General features: G+C 71.6%; 20 protein-coding genes. All 20 read right to left on the bottom strand.

Annotated features, from left to right (window positions below; translation table 11 throughout):
• Positions 1-12 precede the first annotated feature (12 nt).
• The 20 genes from DZA62_RS33825 to DZA62_RS33735 all read right to left on the bottom strand — a co-directional run bounded on the left by DZA62_RS33825 (position 13) and on the right by DZA62_RS33735 (position 20,717).
• The gene (locus DZA62_RS33825; protein WP_116953384.1) at positions 13-1,179 is read right to left on the bottom strand and encodes an MFS transporter; all 1,167 of its coding nucleotides are present in this window, start codon (positions 1,177-1,179) and stop codon (positions 13-15) included.
• A 37-nt stretch (positions 1,180-1,216) separates the two neighbouring features.
• Positions 1,217-2,758, bottom strand: a complete 1,542-nt coding sequence (locus DZA62_RS33820; RefSeq protein ID WP_116953383.1) for a class I adenylate-forming enzyme family protein — start codon at positions 2,756-2,758, stop codon at positions 1,217-1,219.
• A 3-nt stretch (positions 2,759-2,761) separates the two neighbouring features.
• Entirely contained in the window at positions 2,762-3,781 is a 1,020-nt protein-coding gene (locus DZA62_RS33815) for a CoA transferase (protein WP_157988091.1), read from the bottom strand.
• Between the two features lie 29 nt (positions 3,782-3,810).
• Positions 3,811-4,563 (bottom strand): SDR family NAD(P)-dependent oxidoreductase, encoded by a 753-nt coding sequence (locus DZA62_RS33810; RefSeq protein WP_116953381.1) that lies wholly within the window; start codon positions 4,561-4,563, stop codon positions 3,811-3,813.
• Between the two features lie 13 nt (positions 4,564-4,576).
• On the bottom strand, positions 4,577-6,070 hold the full coding sequence (locus DZA62_RS33805) for an aldehyde dehydrogenase family protein (RefSeq protein WP_198664494.1): 1,494 nt from the start codon (positions 6,068-6,070) through the stop codon (positions 4,577-4,579).
• Positions 6,067-7,227 carry an FAS1-like dehydratase domain-containing protein gene (locus DZA62_RS33800; protein ID WP_116953380.1) on the bottom strand — a complete coding sequence of 387 codons (1,161 nt, stop codon included), beginning with the start codon at positions 7,225-7,227 and terminating at the stop codon, positions 6,067-6,069. The genes DZA62_RS33805 and DZA62_RS33800 overlap by 4 nt, the downstream gene beginning before the upstream one ends.
• Entirely contained in the window at positions 7,224-7,706 is a 483-nt protein-coding gene (locus tag DZA62_RS33795; RefSeq protein ID WP_116953379.1) for a MaoC family dehydratase, read from the bottom strand. The genes DZA62_RS33800 and DZA62_RS33795 overlap by 4 nt, the downstream gene beginning before the upstream one ends.
• Positions 7,703-8,572, bottom strand: a complete 870-nt coding sequence (locus DZA62_RS33790; protein WP_116953378.1) for an enoyl-CoA hydratase-related protein — start codon at positions 8,570-8,572, stop codon at positions 7,703-7,705. Before DZA62_RS33790 ends, DZA62_RS33795 begins: the two co-directional genes overlap by 4 nt.
• Positions 8,573-8,587: 15 nt before the next feature.
• A complete protein-coding gene (locus tag DZA62_RS33785; RefSeq protein WP_116953377.1) occupies positions 8,588-9,349 on the bottom strand; it encodes an SDR family NAD(P)-dependent oxidoreductase in 762 nt (253 codons plus the stop codon).
• The gene (locus DZA62_RS33780) at positions 9,346-10,122 is read right to left on the bottom strand and encodes an enoyl-CoA hydratase/isomerase family protein (RefSeq protein ID WP_116953376.1); all 777 of its coding nucleotides are present in this window, start codon (positions 10,120-10,122) and stop codon (positions 9,346-9,348) included. The genes DZA62_RS33785 and DZA62_RS33780 overlap by 4 nt, the downstream gene beginning before the upstream one ends.
• Entirely contained in the window at positions 10,119-11,300 is a 1,182-nt protein-coding gene (locus tag DZA62_RS33775) for an acyl-CoA dehydrogenase family protein (protein ID WP_116953375.1), read from the bottom strand. Before DZA62_RS33775 ends, DZA62_RS33780 begins: the two co-directional genes overlap by 4 nt.
• Positions 11,301-11,359: 59 nt before the next feature.
• Positions 11,360-12,553, bottom strand: coding sequence for a CaiB/BaiF CoA transferase family protein (locus DZA62_RS33770; RefSeq protein ID WP_157988090.1), 1,194 nt, complete (start codon positions 12,551-12,553; stop codon positions 11,360-11,362).
• Positions 12,550-14,643 (bottom strand): acetate--CoA ligase family protein, encoded by a 2,094-nt coding sequence (locus tag DZA62_RS33765; RefSeq protein ID WP_116953374.1) that lies wholly within the window; start codon positions 14,641-14,643, stop codon positions 12,550-12,552. The genes DZA62_RS33770 and DZA62_RS33765 overlap by 4 nt, the downstream gene beginning before the upstream one ends.
• A gap of 2 nt (positions 14,644-14,645) precedes the next feature.
• On the bottom strand, positions 14,646-15,854 hold the full coding sequence (locus tag DZA62_RS33760; RefSeq protein ID WP_157988089.1) for a CaiB/BaiF CoA transferase family protein: 1,209 nt from the start codon (positions 15,852-15,854) through the stop codon (positions 14,646-14,648).
• Positions 15,851-16,006 (bottom strand): DUF1059 domain-containing protein, encoded by a 156-nt coding sequence (locus DZA62_RS36135; protein WP_157988088.1) that lies wholly within the window; start codon positions 16,004-16,006, stop codon positions 15,851-15,853. The genes DZA62_RS33760 and DZA62_RS36135 overlap by 4 nt, the downstream gene beginning before the upstream one ends.
• On the bottom strand, positions 16,003-17,190 hold the full coding sequence (locus DZA62_RS33755; RefSeq protein ID WP_198664493.1) for an NAD(P)/FAD-dependent oxidoreductase: 1,188 nt from the start codon (positions 17,188-17,190) through the stop codon (positions 16,003-16,005). Before DZA62_RS33755 ends, DZA62_RS36135 begins: the two co-directional genes overlap by 4 nt.
• A 10-nt stretch (positions 17,191-17,200) precedes the next feature.
• Positions 17,201-17,389, bottom strand: a complete 189-nt coding sequence (locus DZA62_RS33750; RefSeq protein WP_116953392.1) for a ferredoxin — start codon at positions 17,387-17,389, stop codon at positions 17,201-17,203.
• 41 nt (positions 17,390-17,430) lie between these two features.
• On the bottom strand, positions 17,431-18,642 hold the full coding sequence (locus tag DZA62_RS33745) for a cytochrome P450 (protein ID WP_157988087.1): 1,212 nt from the start codon (positions 18,640-18,642) through the stop codon (positions 17,431-17,433).
• 108 nt (positions 18,643-18,750) lie between these two features.
• Positions 18,751-19,617, bottom strand: coding sequence for an acyl-CoA thioesterase (locus DZA62_RS33740; protein ID WP_157988086.1), 867 nt, complete (start codon positions 19,615-19,617; stop codon positions 18,751-18,753).
• Positions 19,614-20,717, bottom strand: coding sequence for an MFS transporter (locus DZA62_RS33735; protein WP_198664492.1), 1,104 nt, complete (start codon positions 20,715-20,717; stop codon positions 19,614-19,616). Before DZA62_RS33735 ends, DZA62_RS33740 begins: the two co-directional genes overlap by 4 nt.
• Positions 20,718-20,746 lie beyond the last annotated feature (29 nt).

Genomic DNA, 20,746 nt, shown 5'->3' with positions numbered 1-20,746 from the left:
CCGGTCGCGTCGTCACGGCACCGACCTGGGTCCCCAACCCGCCGTCTCCGACGCGATCGGCAACGTCCAGAACGCCGCCAGCGGCAGCACCGCCACGAGCCCGAACATCCAGCCGTACCCGCCCGTGCGCAGCACCACCTCCAGCGCCGACGGCGCCATGGACGACACGACGAGCTGCCCGGTGCTGTGCACGCCGATCGCCCGGCCGCCCCAGCGGTCGCCACCCGCCTCGGCGACGGCGGTGACGCCGAGACCGTTGTCGGCCAGCGTCACGAGCGACGCGGCCACCAGCAGGCCGATACCCAGCTCCGTCTCGCCCAGCAGGCCGAGCGCGGCCATGACCACGGCGGAGGCCACCGCTACGAAACGCATCGGCCGCAGCCGGCTGCCCACCCGATCCGACCAGGCCCCCGCCGAAGCACGGACCACCGCGCCGGCCACCTGGCAGCCGGCCACGAGACCGCCGGCCCGCGCCGGTGACCACGACCACGTCTCGATCAGCCAGAGGACCGCGAACGTCCAGATCGCGATCTGCGGGACCATCATCATCGCCGACGACAGGTGCAGGCGCGGCAGCGACCGGTCACGTCTGTACGGGTTCGCCGGCGACGACCGGACCGTGTCGTCGCCGGCGGCTGCGCGCGGCGGATCCACGACGGCGACCGCGCAGAGCACGGCGGTCAATAGGCACACAGCGGCCGGAACGGCGAGCGCCGCCCTTGTGCCGTGCGCCGCGGCCAGCGCCGGGACGACGGCGGCGGCCGCGGCGATGCCCAGCGGCTGAGACCCCTGCCGGATCCCCATCGCGAGCCCGCGCCGCCGTGGCGGGAACCAGAAGGCGACCACCCGCCCGCTCGCGGAGTTGACGCAGGACGCACCGAGCCCGACGACCACGAGCGCCGCTCCCAGCTCCGGTACCGTCTCCGCGGCGAGCGCCACCAGCCAGCCCAGGACGGTGAGCGCGAAGCCCGCGGCGAGGACGCGCCGTTCGCCGAACCGGTCGACGAGGACACCCCAGCCGAAGATCGCCAGCAGCGACCCGAAGCGCGGAGCGGCCGCGACCAGCGTCGCGGCCGCGAGGCCCACGCCGTCGCGCAGATGCAGCTGAGGGATCAGGAACATCGGCGCGTATACGGCCAAGGTGCCGGCGAACTGCGCCTCGATCCCCACCGCGAGCATAAGCCAGGGGCTCGGCCGCGCGGCCCGGGACCTCACGTCAGCTGCCCGACACCCGCTGGCTCCTCCCGGCCCAGTACGGCTCGCGCAGTTCGCGCCGCAGGATCTTGCCCACCGCGCTCTTCGGCAGCGGGTCGGCCGTGATGACCACCTCGGCAGGCTTCTTGTACGACCCGAGCTTGCGGCGGCACAGCTCGATGATCTCCTCGGCGGTGACCAACGCCTGATCCGTCACCGTGCAGACCGCCGCCGGTGCCTCGCCCCACGTCTCGTGCGGCACCGCGAAGACGGCGACCTCGATGATCTCGGGATGGCTCGCGATGGCGTTCTCCAGCTCGGCCGGGTAGATGTTGAAGCCGCCGGAGATGATCATGTCGCTGGCGCGGTCCAACAGGTAGAGGAAGCCGTTCTCGTCGATGCGGCCGATGTCGCCGGTGTGCACCCAGCCGTCGCGGAGCTTCTCCTCAGTGGCCGCGGGGTCCTTCCAGTATTCGAGCAGTTGCCCGTCCGTCTGTGCGACGATCTCGCCCTCACCGCCCGGCGCAACATCCTCACCGGTCGCCGGGTCGACGATGCGGACCATCGCGAAAGCGTACGGGCGACCGGCCGAACGCAGCGGCTGCGAGCCGGGCAGGTCTGCGAACCACTCCTGGGGCGTGATGGAGGTGATCGGGTAGCACTCGGTCTGGCCGTAGCCGCTGTAGAGCACGTCGCCGAAGGCCTTGCGGCCGGCCCGTGCCGTCGTCTCGCTGACGGGCGCACCAGCGACCAGGAACCCCTTGATCGACGACCAGTCGCGGTCGCTCGCCCCGGGCACACGCGCCAGCATGCCGAGGAGGGTCGGCACGCACCACATGTAGGACGTGCGCTCCCTCTCCATGATCTCCAGCGTCACCGGCGGGTCGACCTTGTTCAGCATGTAGTTGCGGCCGCCGCCGATCCACGTCGGGGTGAAGAAGTAGCCGGACCCGTGCGAGATCGGCGAGGCGCACATGTTGGTGTCGCCCACCTGCACCGGAGGGAACTGGTACATCCAGTCACGGCAGTACGCGAGCCACGTCCGGTGCGTGTACGCGACGCCCTTGGACCGGCCGGTCGTGCCCGCGGTGTGCCGAATGACGTAGATGTCGTCCGCCGAGACCCGCGGAGCCGGATCCACCGGCGACGCAGCCGCGAGAAGGTCCTCGTACGTCTCGTCGCGCACCAGGACTCGAGCGACTCCCGGCAGTTCCGCCAGGTCGGCCGGCAGCTCACCCGCGTAGTGCTCGGCGACCACCACGACCTTGCAGTCGGTGTTGGTGATCATGTGGACGTGCGCTTCGGTCGAGTTCCGCGCATAGAGCGGCACCCGCACGATGTTCGCGGCGGTGCAGGCGAGGTAGAAGTCGGCGGCGCCCAGCGAGTTGTCCTCGAGGACGGCGACCCGGTCGCCCGGTTCGACCCCGTGCTCGCGCAGCACGTTCGCGAGCCGCAACCCGCGCTCCCACGCCTGCGCGAAGGTCAGCCGCACGTCCTCGGTGGCGATGGCCTCATGGTCGGGCCAGGTCTCGACGGCGCGCAGGAACAGCGATCTGACATCCACCCTCTACTCCCTTCGAGGTCCTTCCCGATACTTGCGGCCGTGCTCGTCCAGGGCGGGCGCCGTCCCGGGCGGGTTCGGCATCCGGCCCGTCAGGCCCCCGGCGGCGCCCGGGCGCCGGACGAGGCTCCAGCAGGTGTCCACCGCGGCGAGCGCGTCCTGGAGCTCGTCGGCCGTCATCGACGCCACCGTCTTCGCCAGGAACTCGACGATCTCGTCGTGGCGCTCGAGCCGCTCGTCGTAGCTGAGCGACGCCCAGTCCGGACGTCCGAACGCCGTGATCGCGTTCGCCCACAGCCGCTGCTCCATCGGCGCGATCCCGAGGACGAGGCGTTCACCGTCCTTGGTCTCGTAGTGCCCGTAGTGGGCGTTCTGGAGGACGTCCACGAAGCGCCACCATTCGGTGCCGCCCAGTGCGTCCACCCAATCGGCCAGCGTGCCGGTGATGGACACGTCGAGGTGGGCGCCGTGGCCGGTGCGGGCGGCCCGCAGCAGTTCGGCGAGGATGCGCGTCGCCGCGGCACTGGAGCCGGCCAGGTCGCCCACCGGCATCCCCTTGCTGGTCAGCATCTCGGCCGCGCCGCTCTCCGCCACGTAGTTGATGTCGTGACCGGCCCGGCCGCGCAACAGCGAGTCGCGGCCGTAGCCCGACAGCGAGCAGTAGACGACGCGCGGGTTGCGCGCCGAGACCGCGGCATAACCAACGCCGAGCCGATCGGCCACGCCCGGCCGCCAGCCCTCGACCACGACGTCGGCCTCGGCCAGCAGGTCCAGCGCCAGGGCGAGCTCCGGCGGCTGCTTCAGGTCGACCGCCACGCTCTCCTTCCCTTCGGCGAGGAAGGCGTGCGCCGCAGGTGCCATCAGACGCAGCGAGTCCCCGGCCGGCGGCTCGAGATGCAGCACCGACGCGCCCAGCCGCCGCAGGATCTGGCTGGCGAACGGGCCCGGCAGCGTCACGCTGAGGTCGACCACGCGCACGCCTTCGAGCGGGCGGTCCGGGTGGTCGTGGGACGGTGTGTCGTTCACGTGGCGACTCCGGGTCGTCGGGCGATGGGTCACTCGGCCGTCATGCCGCCGTCGACGGTGAGCAGCGTTCCGTTGACGTAGCTCGCATCGTCGGACAGCAGGAAGCAGATGGCGGCTGCCAGTTCAGACGGGTCCGCCACCCGGTTCAGCAGGACCTGAGATCCCACGATACGAAGCGCCTCGGCCTCGGTGCCGGCCGCTTTCAGGTAGTGCTCGCGGGTCATTCCGGTCAGCGTCGGGCCTGGCGAGACGGCGTTGACGCGCACGTGCGGCGCGAGCTCGAGCGCGAGGTGCTGGGTGAGCGGCAGGATCGCGCCCTTGCTGGCGGCGTAGAGGCTGCGGTTGGCGCGGGCCACGAACGCGACGACCGACGAGGTGTTCACGATGGCACCGCCCCGGCGGTCCTTCATCGCCTGGCCCACGGCGCGGCACATGAGATAGGTGCCGACCACGTTGACCGACAGATGTCGCTCCAGGTCGGCCGCGGAAGCGCTCATCGCCTCGCCAGCGATGAGGACCGCCGCGCCGTTGTAGAGGGCGTCGATCGTGCCGAACGCGTCGGTGGCGGCGGCGACGACCGCCGCGACGTCCTCTTCCGACGCCACGTCGACCGGCACGGCGATCGCGGTAGCGCCGATCTCGGCGGCGACGTGGTCCAGCCCGGCCTTGTTCCGGTCGACGAGCACGACTCTGCCGCCGTCGGCGGCGAACCGGCGAGCCACCGCGGCACCGATGCCCGAGGCGGCGCCCGTGCACACCAGCACCTTGTCCTGGAATCTCATGCTCGCTCCGTTCTCATGTCGTGCCGGTGAGATCCACGTAGACCGACTTGTATTCGGTGAAGTGGTTCAGCCACGCCTCTCCGTGCTCGCGGCCGAGCCCGGACAGGCCGTACCCGCCGCTGGGCGCGGAGCGGTCGAGGACGCCGTAGGTGTTGACCCAGACCGTGCCCGCCCGCAACTCCCGGGCGACCCGGTGGGCGCGGGCCACGTCGCGGGTCCACACGCCGGCGGCCAGGCCGTACGGCGTGGCGTTGGCGAGCTCCACGGCCTCGGCCTCGTCGTCGAACTCCATGACGCCGATCACCGGGCCGAACACCTCTTCCCGCATGACCGTCATGTCGTTGGTGACCGAGGTGAGCAGTGTCGGCGGCACGAAGTACCCAGGCCCGTCCGGCGTCGACCCGGAGAAGACGGTCTCGGCCCCCTCGCTCAGCGCGCCGTCGACGTATCCGGTCACCCGCTCCTGCTGGCGCTGGGAGACGACCGGGCCGAGATCGGTGTCGGGCGAGATGCCGGCTCCCACCCTGGTGCCGGCCAGCAGCCGGCTCGCCTCCTCGAGGAACGCCGCCGCGACCGACCGGTGCACCAGGACCCTCGACCCGGTGAAGCAGACCTGGGCGGCGTTGGAGCGCATCTGCCGCACCGTGGACGCCGCGGCCGTCGCCACGTCGGCGTCGGCGAAGACCAGGAACGGGCTCTTGCCGCCCAGTTCGAGCACGACCTCCTTGAGGCCGGCGTTGGCGCGTCGATGGATGTCCTGGCCCACCGGGACCGAGCCCGTGAACGTCACCAGAGCGGTCCGCGGATGCTCGACAAGAGCCGGGCCGAGCACGGAGCCCACCCCGTTCACGACGTTGACGACCCCGGGCGGGATGCCGGCCTCGACGGCGAGCTTCGCGAACCACAGGGTGGACAGGGGCGCCTGTTCTGCGGGCTTGAGCACGACGGTGTTGCCGGCCGCCAGCGCCGGCCCGGTCTTGCTCGCCGCGATGACCAGCGGCGAGTTCCAGGCGCCGATGCCCACGACCACCCCCACGGGGTCGCGGTCCGTGTAGCCGAGCAGTCCGTCGCCGACCGGGTTGACCGTGCCGAAGATCTTGGTGCACCAGCCGGCGTAATACCGCAGCGTCCGTGCGGCGGCCGCGGGGTTGACCGGGGTCTGGCCGATCGGCGTACCGACGTCGATGGTGTCGATCTGTGCGAGCAGCGCCGCGTCGCGGTCGATGAGGTCGGCCAGCCGCCACAGCAGCTCCGCGCGTCGCGCCGGAGTGAGGCCCGTCCACCGCCGCTCCCGCCATGCGGCCCAGGCCGAGGCGACCGCGTCCGCCACGTCGCGCTCGTCGCCGTCTGGTACCTCGGCGATGACCTCACCGGTGGCGGGGTCGACGACGGGCATCGTCCGTCCGCCCCGCGCCGTGACCGGTCGCCCGTCGATCAGCATGCCGTGCGGCTCGGTCAGGAACTCCCGGACCTCACGGGCCAGCGTGGCCGGAGCGGCGGTGGTCACGGGCGGCCACCTCCACCCGTCCGCGACGGCAGCCGGACGACCGCGCGGCCGGTCACGTTCTTCTCCCGCCGCTGCGTCTCGCCCCAGCACTCGATCTCCACGGCGCGGTGGCCGTCTTGGTCGAACTTGGCCCGGACCACGCCCGAGCACCAGGTCGTGTCGCCCACCAGGTTCGGCTGGTGCAGGCGCACGTCGAGCTCGGCCACCCACGAGTCGTCGCCGGCCCAGTTCGTCACCAGGTGTCCCATCCAGTTGGCGCGCATCCAGCCCTGGTCATAGGCACCGGGCATACCCACCTCGTGGGCGATCTCGTCGTCGAAGTGCCCGGCCGCCGGATGCACCGGGATGCCGGTCGACGGGCTGACGTAGACGTTGGCCGGGTGCCGCTCCCGCTCCTGGAAGGCCAGCTTCAGCGGCGGGTAGGTGTTCCGGCGCCCGACGTAGAACGCCATGATGTCGACCAGCGTCAGCGGCCCCTTGACGACCGTGGGCAGGACGTCGCCGACACTGACGTCCTCCCAGTAGCGCGGCTCGGCCCCGCGCCGTTCCTCGGCGAGATAGGCCTTGCGGATCTCCTCGATCTCCTCCGGCGTCCACTGCCGCCGGCCCTCGGCTTGGCGCTGCTCGAACCCGACCATCCCCTTGCCGCTGGTCCTGCGCGGGATGCGCAGCACGTCGGCCTCGGCGCGCGAGACCAGCTCGCCGCGCTGGTTGTGGTACAGGATCTCGCCGGTCTGCACCACCAGGCGACGAGCGCGGGAACCGGACCGCTCGACGACGTCGGTCAGGCGGGCCCGCGCCGTGATCCGGTCCCCGACGCGGACCGGCAGGAAGTGCCGCCAGCGCGTGCCGCCGTAGATCCATTGCACGCCCCGCAGCCCAGGCGCGACGATGGTGCTGTCGACGGTGTAGAGGAAGGTCGGTGGCGCGATGATGCCGCCCCACGGCGAGCGCCGGGCGTATTCCTCGTCGCTCCAGAGCGGATTGTCGTCGCCGACCGAGTACATCGCCCAACGGCGGATGTCGATGGGCGCGAGATCCTCGGCGAACGACGGCCAGTGCACGTCGCGCCGAAGCCAGACACCGATCAGCGACCGGGTGTGCTCGAGCATCTCCTCGCTGATGTCAGCCGCCTTCGGCACCGGGTTCGCGCTCATGCGTCGCTCCCCCGCATCAGCCGCACCGGCGCGTACGTCAGCACCTCGTCACCGTCCTGCTTGCGGACGCTGACCGTGCTCGCGACCACCCCGCGGCCGGGCTTGCTCGAGGCGCGCGACTCGGTCACCGTCACCACTGCGTGCAGTGTGTCGCCGACGAACACCGGCGCCGTGTGCTCCAGCACCCCCGTGCTGACGATGGCGATGCCCGTGCCCCGCATGAACCCGGTCTGGGCGAGGAGCCCCTCGGCGAAGCAGTAGGTGACCATGCCCGGCACCAGGCGTCCCGCGTAACCCTCGACCTCCTGGGCGAAGCGTGCGTCGGTGAAGAGCGGATTCACGATGCCGGCCCAGGTGATGAACGTGACCAGATCAGTCTCCGTCACCGTCCGGGTGGAGGTGCGAAACTGCATGCCCGCCGGCATCTCCTGCCAGGTGAGGCCCCGCCCGAGAAGATCCGGCTCGGTGGTGTTCGTCATCGCGGTGCTCCTGTCGTGGCGTCGTCGGCGACGTCGGGCTGTGGCCAGAACCGCGGCGGGCGCTTCTCGAAGAAGGCCTGCTGGGCCTCGCGAGCCTCCTCGCTCTGGCCGAACCCGGGATGGATGAGGTGGGCGGTGCGGCGCACGTCGCCTGCCATCTCGTCGATCTCCTGGTCGAAGACGGCCTTGAGGATCCGGACGCAAGTGGGGCTGCCGTCCAGCACGCGGTCGCACCACACGAGGACCTCGTCGTCCAGCCGGTCCAATGGCGCGACGGCGTTGACGAGGCCCCAGTCCAGCGCCTCCTGAGCGGAGATCCGCCGCCGGGTCAGCCACATCTCCCGGGCCCGCTTGGCGCCGATCACCCGCACCAGGTAGCGCACCATGTAGCCGTCGGCCGGGCTGCCGACGCGGGAACCGATCTGCCCGAACACCGCGTTTTCCGCCGCGATGGTCAGGTCGCAGGTATAGGCGAGGTGGTTGCCGCCGCCGATCGCGTAACCGCGTACCGCGGCGATCACCGGCTTGCTCGAGAATCGGACGACGTGGTTCGGCGGGACGTCGAAGAACCAGTCCGCGGGGCTCCGGTCGGCCTCCCAGGCCACGTCGCCGCCGCTGCTGAACGCTTTGTCGCCGGCGCCCTGCAGCACCACGACACCGACCGACGGATCGTGGTTGGCGTGATCGACGGCGACCATGAGCTCCTTCATCGTGTGCTTGGTGAAGGCGTTCATCCGGTCCGGCCGGTTGATGGTGAGCCGTGCCACCGAGCCACCGGTCGACCTGGTGCACCGTTCGTAGATGATGTCGCTGAAGTCGGGCGCCTTCGGGTCCGGCGCCCACGCGCTCCAACTGACCTCGGCCATCGCAAACTCCGATCCCTAGGTGGTGACGAACCCGCCGTTGACGGGCAGCGTCTGCCCGGTGATGAACCCCGCCTCCTCCGAGCAGAGGAAGGCCACGGCGGCGGCGATGTCCCGTGGGTGGCCGACCCGGCCGACCGGGTAGAGCTTCACGATCTTGGCCATCACCTCGGGCGGCCGGTCACGCGACTGCTGCATGCTCCCCGTGCCGATGTCGCCGTCAGACTCGGGTACCGTCATGGCCGGCGAGACCGCGTTGACGGTCACACCGTGCCGGCCCACCTCGTGAGAGAGGGACCGGGTCATGCCGAGGATGCCGCCCTTGGCGCCGCTGTAGGCGACCTGGCCACGCTGACCCGCCCGACCGGCCTCGGACGCGATGCTGACGACCCGGCCCCAGCCCCGTTCGACCATGCCCGGCACGACCAGCTGGGTGAGCAGCATCGGACCGAGCAGGTTCAACCGGATCTCCAGCTCGACCTCGGCCGGGTCCTTCTCGAGGAAACCGACGGTGTGCACCCAGCCCGCGTTGTTCACCAGGATGTCGACGGGGCTCGCGAGGCCGTCGACGGCCGTCCGAAGCGAGCCCGGGTCCAGCAGATCGGCGGCCACGGCGGACACCTCTCCATCGGCGTCGGCGGCCGTCTTCTCCGCCTGCTCCAGATCGCGGTCGAGGATGACCACCCGCGCGCCCTGCTCGGCCAGGCGCAGGGTGATGCCGCGTCCGATGTTGGACGCGCCCCCGGTGACGATCGCGGTTCTCCCGCGCAGGTCGATCATGATCCGTGCGAGGCGAAGTCGGACACGCCCCGGTCCATCGCGTCGGACATCGCCCGGTAGCGCTGCTGCTCGTAGAGCTCCAGCCACAGGGCGTCGGCCAGCGGCAGCTCCAGGCCCCGCCGGACGATCCGTTTCATCGTCGCGAGTGCGTGGCCGTCGGTCGCGGCCATTCCCCGGGCGAGCTCCATGGTGGCGCCGTCCAGGTCGCCTGCGGCCGCGCTCGTGGCCGCGAGGCCCCAGTCGACCGCCTCTGCGCCGGTCAGCCTCCGCCCGGTGAGCAACATGCCGAGGCCGCGAGCCAGACCGACTTTGCGCGGCAGCCGCTGGGAGCCGCCTCCGCCTGGGATCAGATTGCGCCGGATGTGCTCGTCGCCCAGCTGTGTGTCGTCGGCAACGGTCAGCAGGTCGCAGCACAGGGCGAGTTCCAGACCGCCGGCCAGCGCATAGCCGTGGAGCTGTCCGATCACGACCTGCGGGAGGGCCTCCAGGCCGTTGCAGAGTCGGTTGAGGTTGTCCTGGAACACCCCGTGCGCGGCGTGATCGGCCAAGGTGCCCTCGGCGAGCCACTTCAGGTCTGCGCCGGCGCAGAAGGCGCGGCCGCTGCCCTTGACCACGACGACCCTGAGCTCCGGTGTGGCAGCGCGGCACTCCTCCACGGCAGCGAGCAGGCGGATCACGAGGTCGCCATCGAGGGCGTTGAGCCGCTCGGGCCGGTTGAGGGTGAGGACCCGGATCCCCGGTTCGCTGTCGTCGACCAGCAGGACGTCGCTCATGACTTGCTCGGCAGGGCGGCGCTGCCCAGGAGCTCCCTGGCCAGGACGAATCGGTGGATGTCCGAGGGGCCCTCGACGACGCGAGCCACCCGCAGGTCGCGGAACCAGTGCTCGAGTGGCATCTCCTTGGCCAGGCCCATACCGCCCATGAGCTGCATCATCGAGTCGACGACCTCGAAGCAGGCCTCGGTCGCGTACAGCTTGGCGATGGACGACTCGATACGCGCGTTCGCACCGCTGTCGTGCTTCTTGGCCGCCTCCCACGTGAGCCAGCGGGCGGCCTTGAGCTTGACGTGCGCGTCGGCGAGCGCGAACTGCACGCCCTGGCGTTGCGCGAAGGGAAGGCCGAACGACTCACGGTTCTTGACGAATTCAGAGGCCAGTCGGACCGACTCCTCGCCGACGCCGATCGCGGTGACGGCGAAGTGCACCCGGAACTTGCCGAGGAAGTTCTGGGCGATCGCGAACCCTTGGCCCTCCTCGCCGATGAGGCGTTCGGCAGGGATCTCGACGTCGTCGAAGCTGACCTCGTTGGTCCAGAGGTCGCGGATCACCGGGATGGGGCGGACGGTCAGCCCGGGCGTGTCCTTGTCGACGATGAAGGCGCTGATGCCGTCGCGGCCCTTGTTCACATCCGTCCGCGCGTAGACCACGCCGTAGCGCGCCTTGTCGGCATGGGTGATCCACATCTTCTGGCCGTTCAGGACGTACGCGCCGCCCTTCCTGACCGCGGTGGTGCGAATGCTGCGCGCGGGGTCGGAGCCGCTGCCCTGTTCCGTGATGGCGGTGAAGGAGCGCCAGCCCTCTTCGAGGGTCGGGACGACGTACTCCTCGATCTGCTTCTTGCTCCCGCCGTACAGGATGGACGGCGGCGGGTAGCCGAACGCGCCGTTGCCGACGATCGGGAAGCTGAACGTGTGCTTGGCGGCCTGCTCGTCGACGATCGCCATGTCGAAGGCGCCGAGGCCTCCCCCGCCCAGTGCTGTCGGTGCCGCGAGGTTCCAGAATCCGGCGCTGCGCGCGAGCTTCTGGAGGTCGGCGACGTCCTGGTCCGGAAGGCAGCGCGCATCCGGCGGCAGCGCCTGCTCGCGCGGGCGGATCTCCTTCTGGACGAACTCACCCACTACCTGGGCCAGTTCGCGGATCTCGCCTCGAACCGTGAAGTCGTGCGACGACATGCCTCACCTCGCTGTTCTCATGGCGGTGCCGAAAAGTTAGCACGTGCGTTGACGAATTATCAACGTGATCGTTGACACTCTCGCCAGTCGTTCAGTACCTGGTCGTGGTCGGCGTCGAGCACTGGCGGGAGGTCCACCCGCTGGGGCGCTCCGCCGACCGTCACCGGGCTCATGACCACGGGGATCGCCGGTCCGTGCGCGAGATCCAGCGAACGCACGATCCCCCGTTGCTTCACCTGATCGGTCTCGAGGAGCCGATCCACTTCCAATGGCAGGCCGGCCGGAACCTCGTTCGCGAGGAGCAGGTCGACGACCTCCTTCGCCGTGCGCGGCAACGTGAAGCGTTCGACGAGGTCGCCGAGCTCGTCCCGGCGCCGCACGCGGTCGGTACCGACCAGGTAGGACTCGTCGCGTTCCAACTCGGGCAGGCCGATGAGCGGCCCGACCACCTGGCAGAATCGGCGCCAGACGCCATCGCTGCCGACCGCGATGCAGACCCAGCCGTCGGCCGCTCGATAGAGGCCGAACGGCGCGGTGGTCGCAGACAACCGAGGGGGCGGCACCGCGCCCTGCATACCGAACATGCTGATCGCCTTCTCGTTGAGGGCGACCATCGAGTCGAACATCGGCACGTCGACGACGCAGCCCACCCCGGTCGAGTCACGCTGACGCAAGCCGACGAGGGCGCCGAAGGCGGCATACGTGCTGGTGACCTGATCGGCGATCGGCAGACCGTTGTACGCCGGCCGGCCGTACTCGTCGGCGTTGCGGTCGAGCATCCCGGCCAGGCCCTGGACGAGGATGTCGAAGGCCGGCACGTCGGAGAACTCGCCCTCGCCGTTTTCCGGCAGTCCGAAGCCGGTGACGCTCACGTACACGAGCCGCGGGTTGAGCGCGGTCAGCGTCTGCGCATCGACCCGCCGCCGCCGCGCCGACCGCGGGCGCAGGTTCGTCCAGAACACGTCGGCGAGACCCACCAGCTCCTCGAACGCCGACCGGTCGTCCTTGCTGCCGTCCAGGTCCAGGCTGATCGAGCGTTTCCCGCGCATCATCCGCAGCGCGAAGTGGCTCCACGTCTGGTCGTCTCCTGCCGGGACGAGCGGCCGGCTGCGCCGCATGGCCTCCCCCGACGGCGTCTCCACCTTCACCACGTCGGCACCGTGCAGCGCCAGCAACATGGCGCCGTAGTTGCCGGCGAGGTAGTTGTCGACGCACAGCACACGCACGCCGTCGAGCGAGCCCGCGGTGGTCACGATGCCGCTCCTCGTCGTTCGATCAGGGAGTCGACGGCGACCGGCTCGCCGGACGCGAGGACCAGCAGGGGGTTGAGCTCGAGTACCTGTGGCGGATCGATCAGCCGGGCGTAGCGGTCGCCGAGCGCGACAAGACGATCGGCGAGCTTCTCCAGGTCGACGGCCGGCCGTCCGCGATAGCCGGCCAGCACGCGTTCGAGGCGTGTCCCCCGGATCGCGGCGATCAGCTGTGCGGGCGAGGCGGGAACGGAGACGTAGGTCATCTCGGCGAGGAGTTCGACGAAGAACCCGCCCAGCCCCACGCCCATGATGCGGCCGAAGTCCGGATCGTCCTGGAGGACGACCACGACCTCGGTGTCGCTGGACACCATCTCCTGGACGACGGCGCGCGCGCCGGTTCCGAGCGCGGCCGCGACGTCCCCCGCCGCCGCGACCACGGCGGCGATGTCCGGCAGGCCGAGGAAGACCAGCCCGAGGTCCGACTTGTGCGCGACGTCGTCCGGTGACGGTTTGACGACCAGCGGGGGCTCCAGGGCGGCCGCGGCGACGGCGGCCTCGATCTCGGCCGGGGCCGCGCCGGCCGGTACGACGGCTTCGCGGGGGACGCGTATGCCGGCCTCCGCGAGCAGCGGCACCAGGTCGGTCCACTCGGTCACCGGCCTCGGGTCCGCGGGCGGCGGGGCCGGCAGGACGGGTCCCGGTGCCGTCTCCGCGGCCCGGAAAAGCGGCGCGATCAGCTCGACCGCCGCGACCGGGTCATGGGTGTAGCCGATCCCGGCGGCACAGAGGTCGCGCCGCAGCGGATCGTCGCCGCCGAGTTGGTCGAGCAGGCAGCTGACGACGACCGGCACGCCGCCGGCGGCCGCGCGCGTCAGCGCCGGCAGGTGCTCGCGCACCAGGCGGGTGCCGCCGTTGGCGTACTGGACGAGCAGCGCCCGGGTCGCCGGATCGGTCGCCAGCGCCGCGATCGTCCGTGGAAAGAGCTCGGGGTCGCTGATCACCTGACCGGTGGGGTCGACCGGGTTGGTGACGACCCCGAAGTGCGGGATGAACTCCGCGAGGGTCTCGGTCGTGTCAGCGGCGAGCACCGAGAGCGGCAGCGCGTTCCGGTCGGCGGCGTCGGCGATGATGCTCCTGCTGCCGCCGGAGAGCCCGATGACGGTCAGGCCGGCGTCCGAGGCACCGCCGGCGCGCAGCCCTCCGCGGCTCAGCATCGCCGCCGTCTCGGCCAGTTGGTCGACCGACCCGACCTGGATCACGCCGGCCTGGGCGAACAGCCGGTCGTAGATCGTTGCCGCCGTCGAGATCTTGCCGGTGTGCGAGGCGCTGGCGGCCCGGCCCTGCTCGGACGCGCCGGCCTTCAGCACGACGACCGCGATGCCGGCCGCGCGGGCGGCTGAGGCCGCCTCCAGGAAGGCGCGCCCGTCGCGGAGTCCTTCGAGGAAGCAGGCGACGACGCGGACCGTCGGGTTCCGGACGATCCAGGAGAGGTAGTCGGCCGCGCCGAGGAGCGTCTCGTTGCCGAGGCTCACGAAGAGGTCCGCCCCGGTGCCGGAGTCGTTCAGGCGGCGCATGACGGACGCGCCGATGCTGCCGCTCTGGCTCAGCACCGCGATCGGCCCGGAGCGCAGGTCGTCGCGCATCGCGGCGCTGCCGAAGGTGAGCAGCGTCCGGGCGGGCAGATGCCACAGCCCTTCGCTGTTCGGGCCGACGATGCCCATGCCGTGCTGGTGCGCGATGTCCCTCAGCTCGGCGGAGAGCGCGACCCCCTCGTCGGTCTCCTCGAAACCGGAGCTGAGCACGACCAGGTGGCGCACGCCCTTGCGGCCCGCCTCCCGCGCCACCGCGGGGACGGCGGCGGCGCGCAGCATGACGATCAGGACGTCCGGGACCGACGGCAGCTCGGTGACCGACCGGTAGCAGCGGACGCCGTCGATCTCGTCCTCGCGGGGGTGGACGACGAACACCTCGCCGGCGAAGCCGTGCCGCCGCAGGATGCGCAGCGGCCGCCCGGTGAGCCGGCCCGGGTCCGCCGATGCGCCGATGACGGCCACGGACCGGGGCGAGAAGAGCAGGTCGAGGTCGGCCATGGTCAGATCACCTCGTCCGCTCGCAGCCCGGCCAGTTCGTCCGCGGTGATCGCGAGCAGTTCGCCGAGCACCTCCTCGGTGTGCTCGCCCAGTCGGGGTGGGTGGCGGCGCAGGCTCGGCTGGACGCCGGCGAAGCGATACGGCGAGCCCAGCTGGGTCAGCGCGCCCAGGGTGGGGTGCTGGATGCTCTGCACCATGCCGTTGGCGACCAGCTGCTCATCGGCGAACGCCTGCCGGAGCGTGTTGACCGGCGCGCACGGGATGCCCGCCTCCTCCAGGACGCCGAGCCACTCCTGAGTGGTGCGCTCCTTGAACAGCGGCTGTAGCTCGGCCATCAGCTCCGGCCGGTGCCGCACGCGCAGCGGGTTGCTGGCGAAGCGCTCGTCGTCGAGCAGGTCCGGCCGGCCGAGCAGACGGCAGAGGCCGGCGAAGAGCCGGTTGGTGCCGGGCGCGATGACGACGTACCCGTCGGCCGTCCCGACCGCCTCGAACGGCGCCAGCTGCGGGTGGCCCGATCCCATCGGCGCGATGTCGGCGGCGCCGTCGGTCACCGCCACCGAGTAGTTGATGAGCATCGACATGGTCGCGTCGAGCAGCGAGACGCGGACGTCGTCGCCCTGCCCGGAGACCGAGCGCTGGAAGAGCGCCGCAAGGACGGCCAGCGACAGGTGCACACCGCCGGAGAAGTCGGCCAGCGAGACGCCGGGCTTGACCGGGCCCTCGGGGCCGCCGTGCCCGGTGATGGACATGACCCCGGACCGGGCCTGGACGGCGACGTCCATGCCGGGATGCGTGGCCAGCGGCCCCTCGTCGCCGTAAGCGTTCAGCGAGGCGTAGATCAGGCTGGGGTTGCGCGCCCGCAGCTCGGCGGGGCCGATGCCCAGCCGGTCCACCACGCCGGGGCGGAAGTTCTGCACCACGACGTCGACGCGATCCGCGAGCCGGCGGACCAGCTCGATGCCCCGCTGGTCCTTGAAATCGATGGTGACGGAGCGCTTGTTGCGGTTGATCGCCATGAAGTAGTCGCCGCCGACCAGCGGGATGTCGGTCAGGAACCGCTCACTGACGTTCATGTAGCGGCTGGCGTCGCCGCGGCCCGGGCGCTCGATCTTGAGCACGTCGCAGCCGAGGTCGCCGAGGATCATGGTGCTGAACGGGCCCGCGACCCCGTGGGTGAGGTCGAGGACGCGGATCGACTCGAAGGCGTTCATGCGTCCACCTCGACCGCGGCGGCGAGCACGTGCTCGCGTGGGATGTCGTAGCGGTGGGCGTCGACGGTGTGCGCACGAGTCGCCTCGTACAGTTCCTCGTCGGTCGTGCCTTCGGTCAGCGCACCGCAGGCCGGGCAGATGACCTCCTTCACGCGACGCTCCTCTCCATGGCGAATCGGGCCAGCAACTCGCGGCGGTACCGGTGCAGCTCCTTGGGCGCGTTCCAGGCCAGGGCGGCACGCAGTTCATCGCCGGCGTGGAACAACGTCACCGAGGCGCCGGGCCGGTCCGGCAGCTCGACGTCGGTCTCGGTCAGGCCGTCGCGGTACCGGCCGGCCAGCTGGACGCGGACGTCGTAGTGGTCGGTCCAGAAGAACGGCACCGGGACGTACGGCGTCAGCTCGCCGTGGATGCCGGCGGCCACCTGCTGTCCCTGTTCGGTGGCGTTCGTGCGGTGCTCGACGCGCAGCCACTCGCCGTAGCCGATGTGCCGCCAGCGGGCGACGTCCCCTGCGGCCCAGACCGACTCCGCGACGCGGGAGTACTCGTCGCAGCGGACGCCGTCGATGATGTCGAGCCCGGAGTCGCGCAGCCACCCGGTGGACGGCGACGCACCCACGGCCACCAGCACAGCGTCGGCCAGGAGCTCGGTGCCATCGCTCAGCTCCAGCACGGTCCCGTCGCCGTCGACCCGGCCGCCGGCGACAGAGCTGCCGCACCGCAGGTCGACGCCGTTCGCCTCGTGCAGCCGGCACAGCCGCGTCGCCGCTCGCGAGCCGATGCGATCGGCCAGCGGATGCGCCACGGGCTCGACCACCGTCACGTCGGCGCCCAACCTGCGCGCGGTCGCCGCCCCTTCCAGCCCGACGAACCCGGCGCCGACCACGGCGAGCCGCGATCCGGGCCGCAGGGCCGCCTTCAGCCGGTCGGCGTCCTCCAGCGTGCGCAGCTCGAGGGTGGGGACGCCCGCGAGCGCCGCCAGGCGGCGAGGGACGAGACCGGTGGCGATCACCAGCTGGTCGTAGCGGTGCCGCCCGCCGTCGTCGTCCTCCACGACCCGCTCGGACAGGTCCAGGGCCGCGGCCCGGACGCCCAGGCGCAGCTCGAGGTCAAGGCCGGCCAGCCGCTCGCGCGTCGCGAGCCCGAGTCGCTCCGCGTCCCAGCCGTGTGTCTGGTACTGCTTCGACAGCGGCGGCCGGTCGTACGGCGGATGCCGCTCCGCACCCAGCAGCGTGATGGGCCCGTGGTGGCCGCGGCGCCGGAGCGCGGCGGCGGCCGAGAACCCGGCCGCCGACGCGCCGACGACGAGGACGCGGGCGCCCTTCCCGTGACTCACCCGGACGTCCTCAGCCCAGGCCGATGACGGCTGCCGGGCAGGCATCGATCGCCTCGGTCACCCGTGGCCGCTGGTTCTCGGGCGGGTTGCCGTCGAGGAGCACGACGATGCCGTCGTCGTCCTGGTCGAACACCTCGGGTGCCGCGAACACGCATCCGCCGCTGGCGATGCACTTGTCCTTGTCGATCGAGACCTTCATGTTCTCCACATCTCTCGCAGCCGGCGGGGCCGGGACGACCGTCAGTTCGGGAGTCGCAGCGGGATCGCGGACGCGCCCCGCACCATCGGGTTGGTCCCCCACGCCGGTTCCAGGACCTCCCAGTCGGGCACCTCGTCGAGCAGCTTGTTGATCAGCACCTCGGTCTCCAAGCGCGCGAGGTTGAGGCCGAGGCAGCTGTGCAGCCCGGCCCCGAATCCGAGGTGCGCCTGAGGCGGGCGGTGCAGGTCGAACGCCGAGGGGTCGTCCCAGCGGTCCGGGTCACGGTTGGCCGCGGCCTGCAGCACCATCACGGTCGCGTCCTTGGGCAGCGCCACCCCGCCGACGACCGTGCCCTCCTCCTTGACGAAGCGCAGGTTGTAGACCAGCACGCTGGTCCAGCGGTGCGCCTCCTCGATGGACTGCGGGACGAGCGAGCGGTCGTGCAGCAACTCGCGTCGCTGCTCCGGGTGCTGGGCGAGCGCGGCGATGGCGTAGCCCATGAGCTTCGACGTGGTCTCGTTGCCGGCGAAGACCAACTGGGTGTTGCTCGCGACGATCTCGTCCTCGGCCATCGGCACGTCGCTGGTGGCCATCTTGGCGACGAGGTCGTCGCCGCCCTCAGCCCGCCGCCGGGCCACCTCCTTGAGGAGGTAGGCGTTGAGCTCGCGGGTGGCGCGGTTGGCCCGCTCGACCCGGGCGCGACCCTCCGGGCTGCCGTCGTCGCGTGCCTCCAGCACGCCGCCCATGTCGTCGCTCCACTGGACGAACTGGCGGAAGTCCTCCGGGCGGACTCCCATCATGGTCGCGATGATGATCGTCGGGATCGCGCGGGTCATCCCGGTCACCGCGTCGACCGTCTCACCGGCCCGCAGCCGGTCGATGACGTCGCGTGTCTGCTCGTCGACCACGTGCTCGACGAAGGCGCGGCGCTCGGCGAGGGTGCCCCGCTGGAAGTCCTTCGCCCAGATGCTCTTGACCTGGTCGTGGCGGGGGTTGTCCATGCATTCCATGGTTGCCCCGCCGAAGAGGGCAACGAAGTGCTCGACGTCGGAGGCGAAGCTCTTCGCCAGGCCCATGACGCGGGCGGCGTCGCGATAGCCCGTGACCAGGAAGTAGCCCGACTCCCGTTCCCGGACGACCGGGCCGAGGGCGCGGACCTCCTCCATGAACGGGTACGGGTCGACGACGAACCGCGGATCCAGGACATCCAGCCGGATCGTCGGCACTTCCTGAGCCGAAAGGACTTCCGTCACGGGCGTTCACCTCCACAGTGCCGCTTGTCACCGCATGCGTTGACGAATTCACTGTAGGAGCCGTCCGGAGCGGTTGTCAACGCAGGTGCTGACGAATTGGTCTGGACCTCAGCGAGGGCCCGGCTGCGCCCGCAGCGTGCCCTGCTGGGCGACGGTCACGGCCAGCCGGCCGGCCTCGTCGTACACGTGCCCGATCGTGAGCGCACGGGTGCCACGGGACGCCGGCGCGATGCTCTCCAGCAGCAGCCAGCGATCGGCCGGCGCGGGCCGGTGGAACCAGACGGCGTGGTCCAGGGAGGCCAGCCGGACCGGCGCCTCGTGGCTGGCCACCGGCTCCGGGAGCAGGGCCGTCCTGATCAGCGCGAGGTCGCTCATATAGGTCAGCGCACAGGCGTGCAGGACGGGGTCGGGCGGCAGCGGATGCCGGGTGCGCATCCAGATCCGGCGGTGCGCCGCGTGGAATCCGGCCGCAGTGTTCTCAGCGAACCGCAGCTCGACGCCGCTCCAGTCGTGGGCCGCCTCGCCCGTGGCCGCCGACAGCTGGTCCGGGCCGGCACCGGCGGCCGGACGGTCCTGGAACTCGAAGCCCGGCTCCGCGGCGTCGAACGACGCCTCCAGCGACAGCAGCTCACGGTCGCTCTGCCGGGCACGCACCCGGCGATGCGACACCGTCCGCCCGTCGCGTACCCGCTCGACGACGTACTCCAATGGCAGCCCCGGATCCGGCCCGGCGAGGAAGTAAGCGTGCAGCGATCGCGGCAGCCGTCCGGCCGGGACGGACCGGCAGGCCGCCCGCAGCGCCTGGCCGAGCAACTGGCCGCCGAACACGCGCCGCCGGTCGCCGTCGCGGCTGGCGGCCCCGCCGCGCGCGTCCGCCGTCGCGATCCGGTGGGCACCGGTGGAGCCGAACACGTCCGGGCTCAGCTCGGCGAGGTCCAGGGTCGAGCCGACCGGCTCGGGGACGGCGAGACTCACGCGAGCTCCTCCTTCACCAGCGGGACGGGCCCCGGGCCCGGCAGTCCGGCGATGACGAACCCGGCGGCGACCGCCGCGGCGCCGGCCAGCAGCCAGGCACCGGCGAGCCCCCACAGGTGCACGGCCGCCGCGCCGAGGATCGGGCCGAGCGCCGAGCCGGCCATGCCGCCGGACTGCATCGCCCCGGCGACGGCGCCTGGTCGCTCCGCGAAGCGCAGCACGACCGCGAACGCCTGACCGGTCCAGCCCCAGCCCAGGCCGAACGCCAGCAGCGCGCCCACCAGCACGGTCGGCGTGGTCGGCACCGCGATCAGCGCGCAGCCGAGCCCACCGAGCAGCAGCATCACGACCACCGGCCGGACGCCGTCGAAGCGCGGGCGGTCGGCCAGGAACGCCACACCCAGCCGCGTGCCGACGCTGACGACGTTCAGTGCCGCGAACCACAGACCGGCCTGGCCGGGGGTCATCGACACCGCGACCATCGACGGGACGGTGAACGCCAGGGCCACGCCGGGCAGCATCGACCCGAGCAGCATGCTCAGCCCGGGCCGCCAGCCGGGACGGAACCCGGCCCGCGGGTCCGACGGGGCGGCCGCGGGCACGGCGACCGGTGCCGGATCGAACCCGCGCAGCAGGAGGATCGTGCCCACCGGGAGCACCACCGCCGCCAGGAAGGCGTAACGCCAGTCGACCGCCTCGCCCAGGGTGGGCACCGCCACGCCGGCCAGCAGCAGCGCCGCGGGAACGGCCGCGAGCTTCACGTTCAGCGCGAACCCGCGCCGCGCGGGCTCGACGTACCTCGTCAGGAGGACGCTCGTCGCCGGCTGGGTGATCGAGGAGCCCACGCCGGCGAGCGCGATGCCGGCGAGAAGAACCTGCCACGGCCCGGGGGTGCCGGCGAGCAGGAGGAGTGCCGCCACCGTCCCGAACTGGCCGGCCAGAGCCGCGCGGCGCCAGCCGAACCGGTCGATGGCGCGCCCGGTGGTGAGAATGAAGCAGGCACCGCCCAGGAAGAAGGCACCGACCAGGATCCCGGCGACCCACTCGGGCGCACGGAGGTCACGGCACACGAGCACGCCGAGCGCACCGATCAACCCCACCGGAAGCAGACCGTTGAGGTCACAGGCGA

The organism is Jiangella endophytica, from assembly GCF_003427025.1.
In the GTDB taxonomy this organism is placed as follows: domain Bacteria; phylum Actinomycetota; class Actinomycetes; order Jiangellales; family Jiangellaceae; genus Jiangella; species Jiangella endophytica.
This window is presented reverse-complemented; position numbering and strand designations above follow the sequence as displayed.

Bases quoted from the DNA above. Each gene is read 5' to 3' on its own strand.
- DZA62_RS33825 (WP_116953384.1), bottom strand. From the start codon at position 1,179: ATGCTCGCGGTGGGGATCGAGGCGCAGTTCGCCGGCACCTTGGCCGTA.
- DZA62_RS33810 (WP_116953381.1), bottom strand. From the start codon at position 4,563: ATGAGATTCCAGGACAAGGTGCTGGTGTGCACGGGCGCCGCCTCGGGC.
- DZA62_RS33800 (WP_116953380.1), bottom strand. From the start codon at position 7,227: ATGAGCGCGAACCCGGTGCCGAAGGCGGCTGACATCAGCGAGGAGATG.
- DZA62_RS33795 (WP_116953379.1), bottom strand. From the start codon at position 7,706: ATGACGAACACCACCGAGCCGGATCTTCTCGGGCGGGGCCTCACCTGG.
- DZA62_RS33790 (WP_116953378.1), bottom strand. From the start codon at position 8,572: ATGGCCGAGGTCAGTTGGAGCGCGTGGGCGCCGGACCCGAAGGCGCCC.
- DZA62_RS33785 (WP_116953377.1), bottom strand. From the start codon at position 9,349: ATGATCGACCTGCGCGGGAGAACCGCGATCGTCACCGGGGGCGCGTCC.
- DZA62_RS33780 (WP_116953376.1), bottom strand. From the start codon at position 10,122: ATGAGCGACGTCCTGCTGGTCGACGACAGCGAACCGGGGATCCGGGTC.
- DZA62_RS33775 (WP_116953375.1), bottom strand. From the start codon at position 11,300: ATGTCGTCGCACGACTTCACGGTTCGAGGCGAGATCCGCGAACTGGCC.
- DZA62_RS33765 (WP_116953374.1), bottom strand. From the start codon at position 14,643: ATGGCCGACCTCGACCTGCTCTTCTCGCCCCGGTCCGTGGCCGTCATC.
- DZA62_RS33760 (WP_157988089.1), bottom strand. From the start codon at position 15,854: ATGAACGCCTTCGAGTCGATCCGCGTCCTCGACCTCACCCACGGGGTC.
- DZA62_RS33750 (WP_116953392.1), bottom strand. From the start codon at position 17,389: ATGAAGGTCTCGATCGACAAGGACAAGTGCATCGCCAGCGGCGGATGC.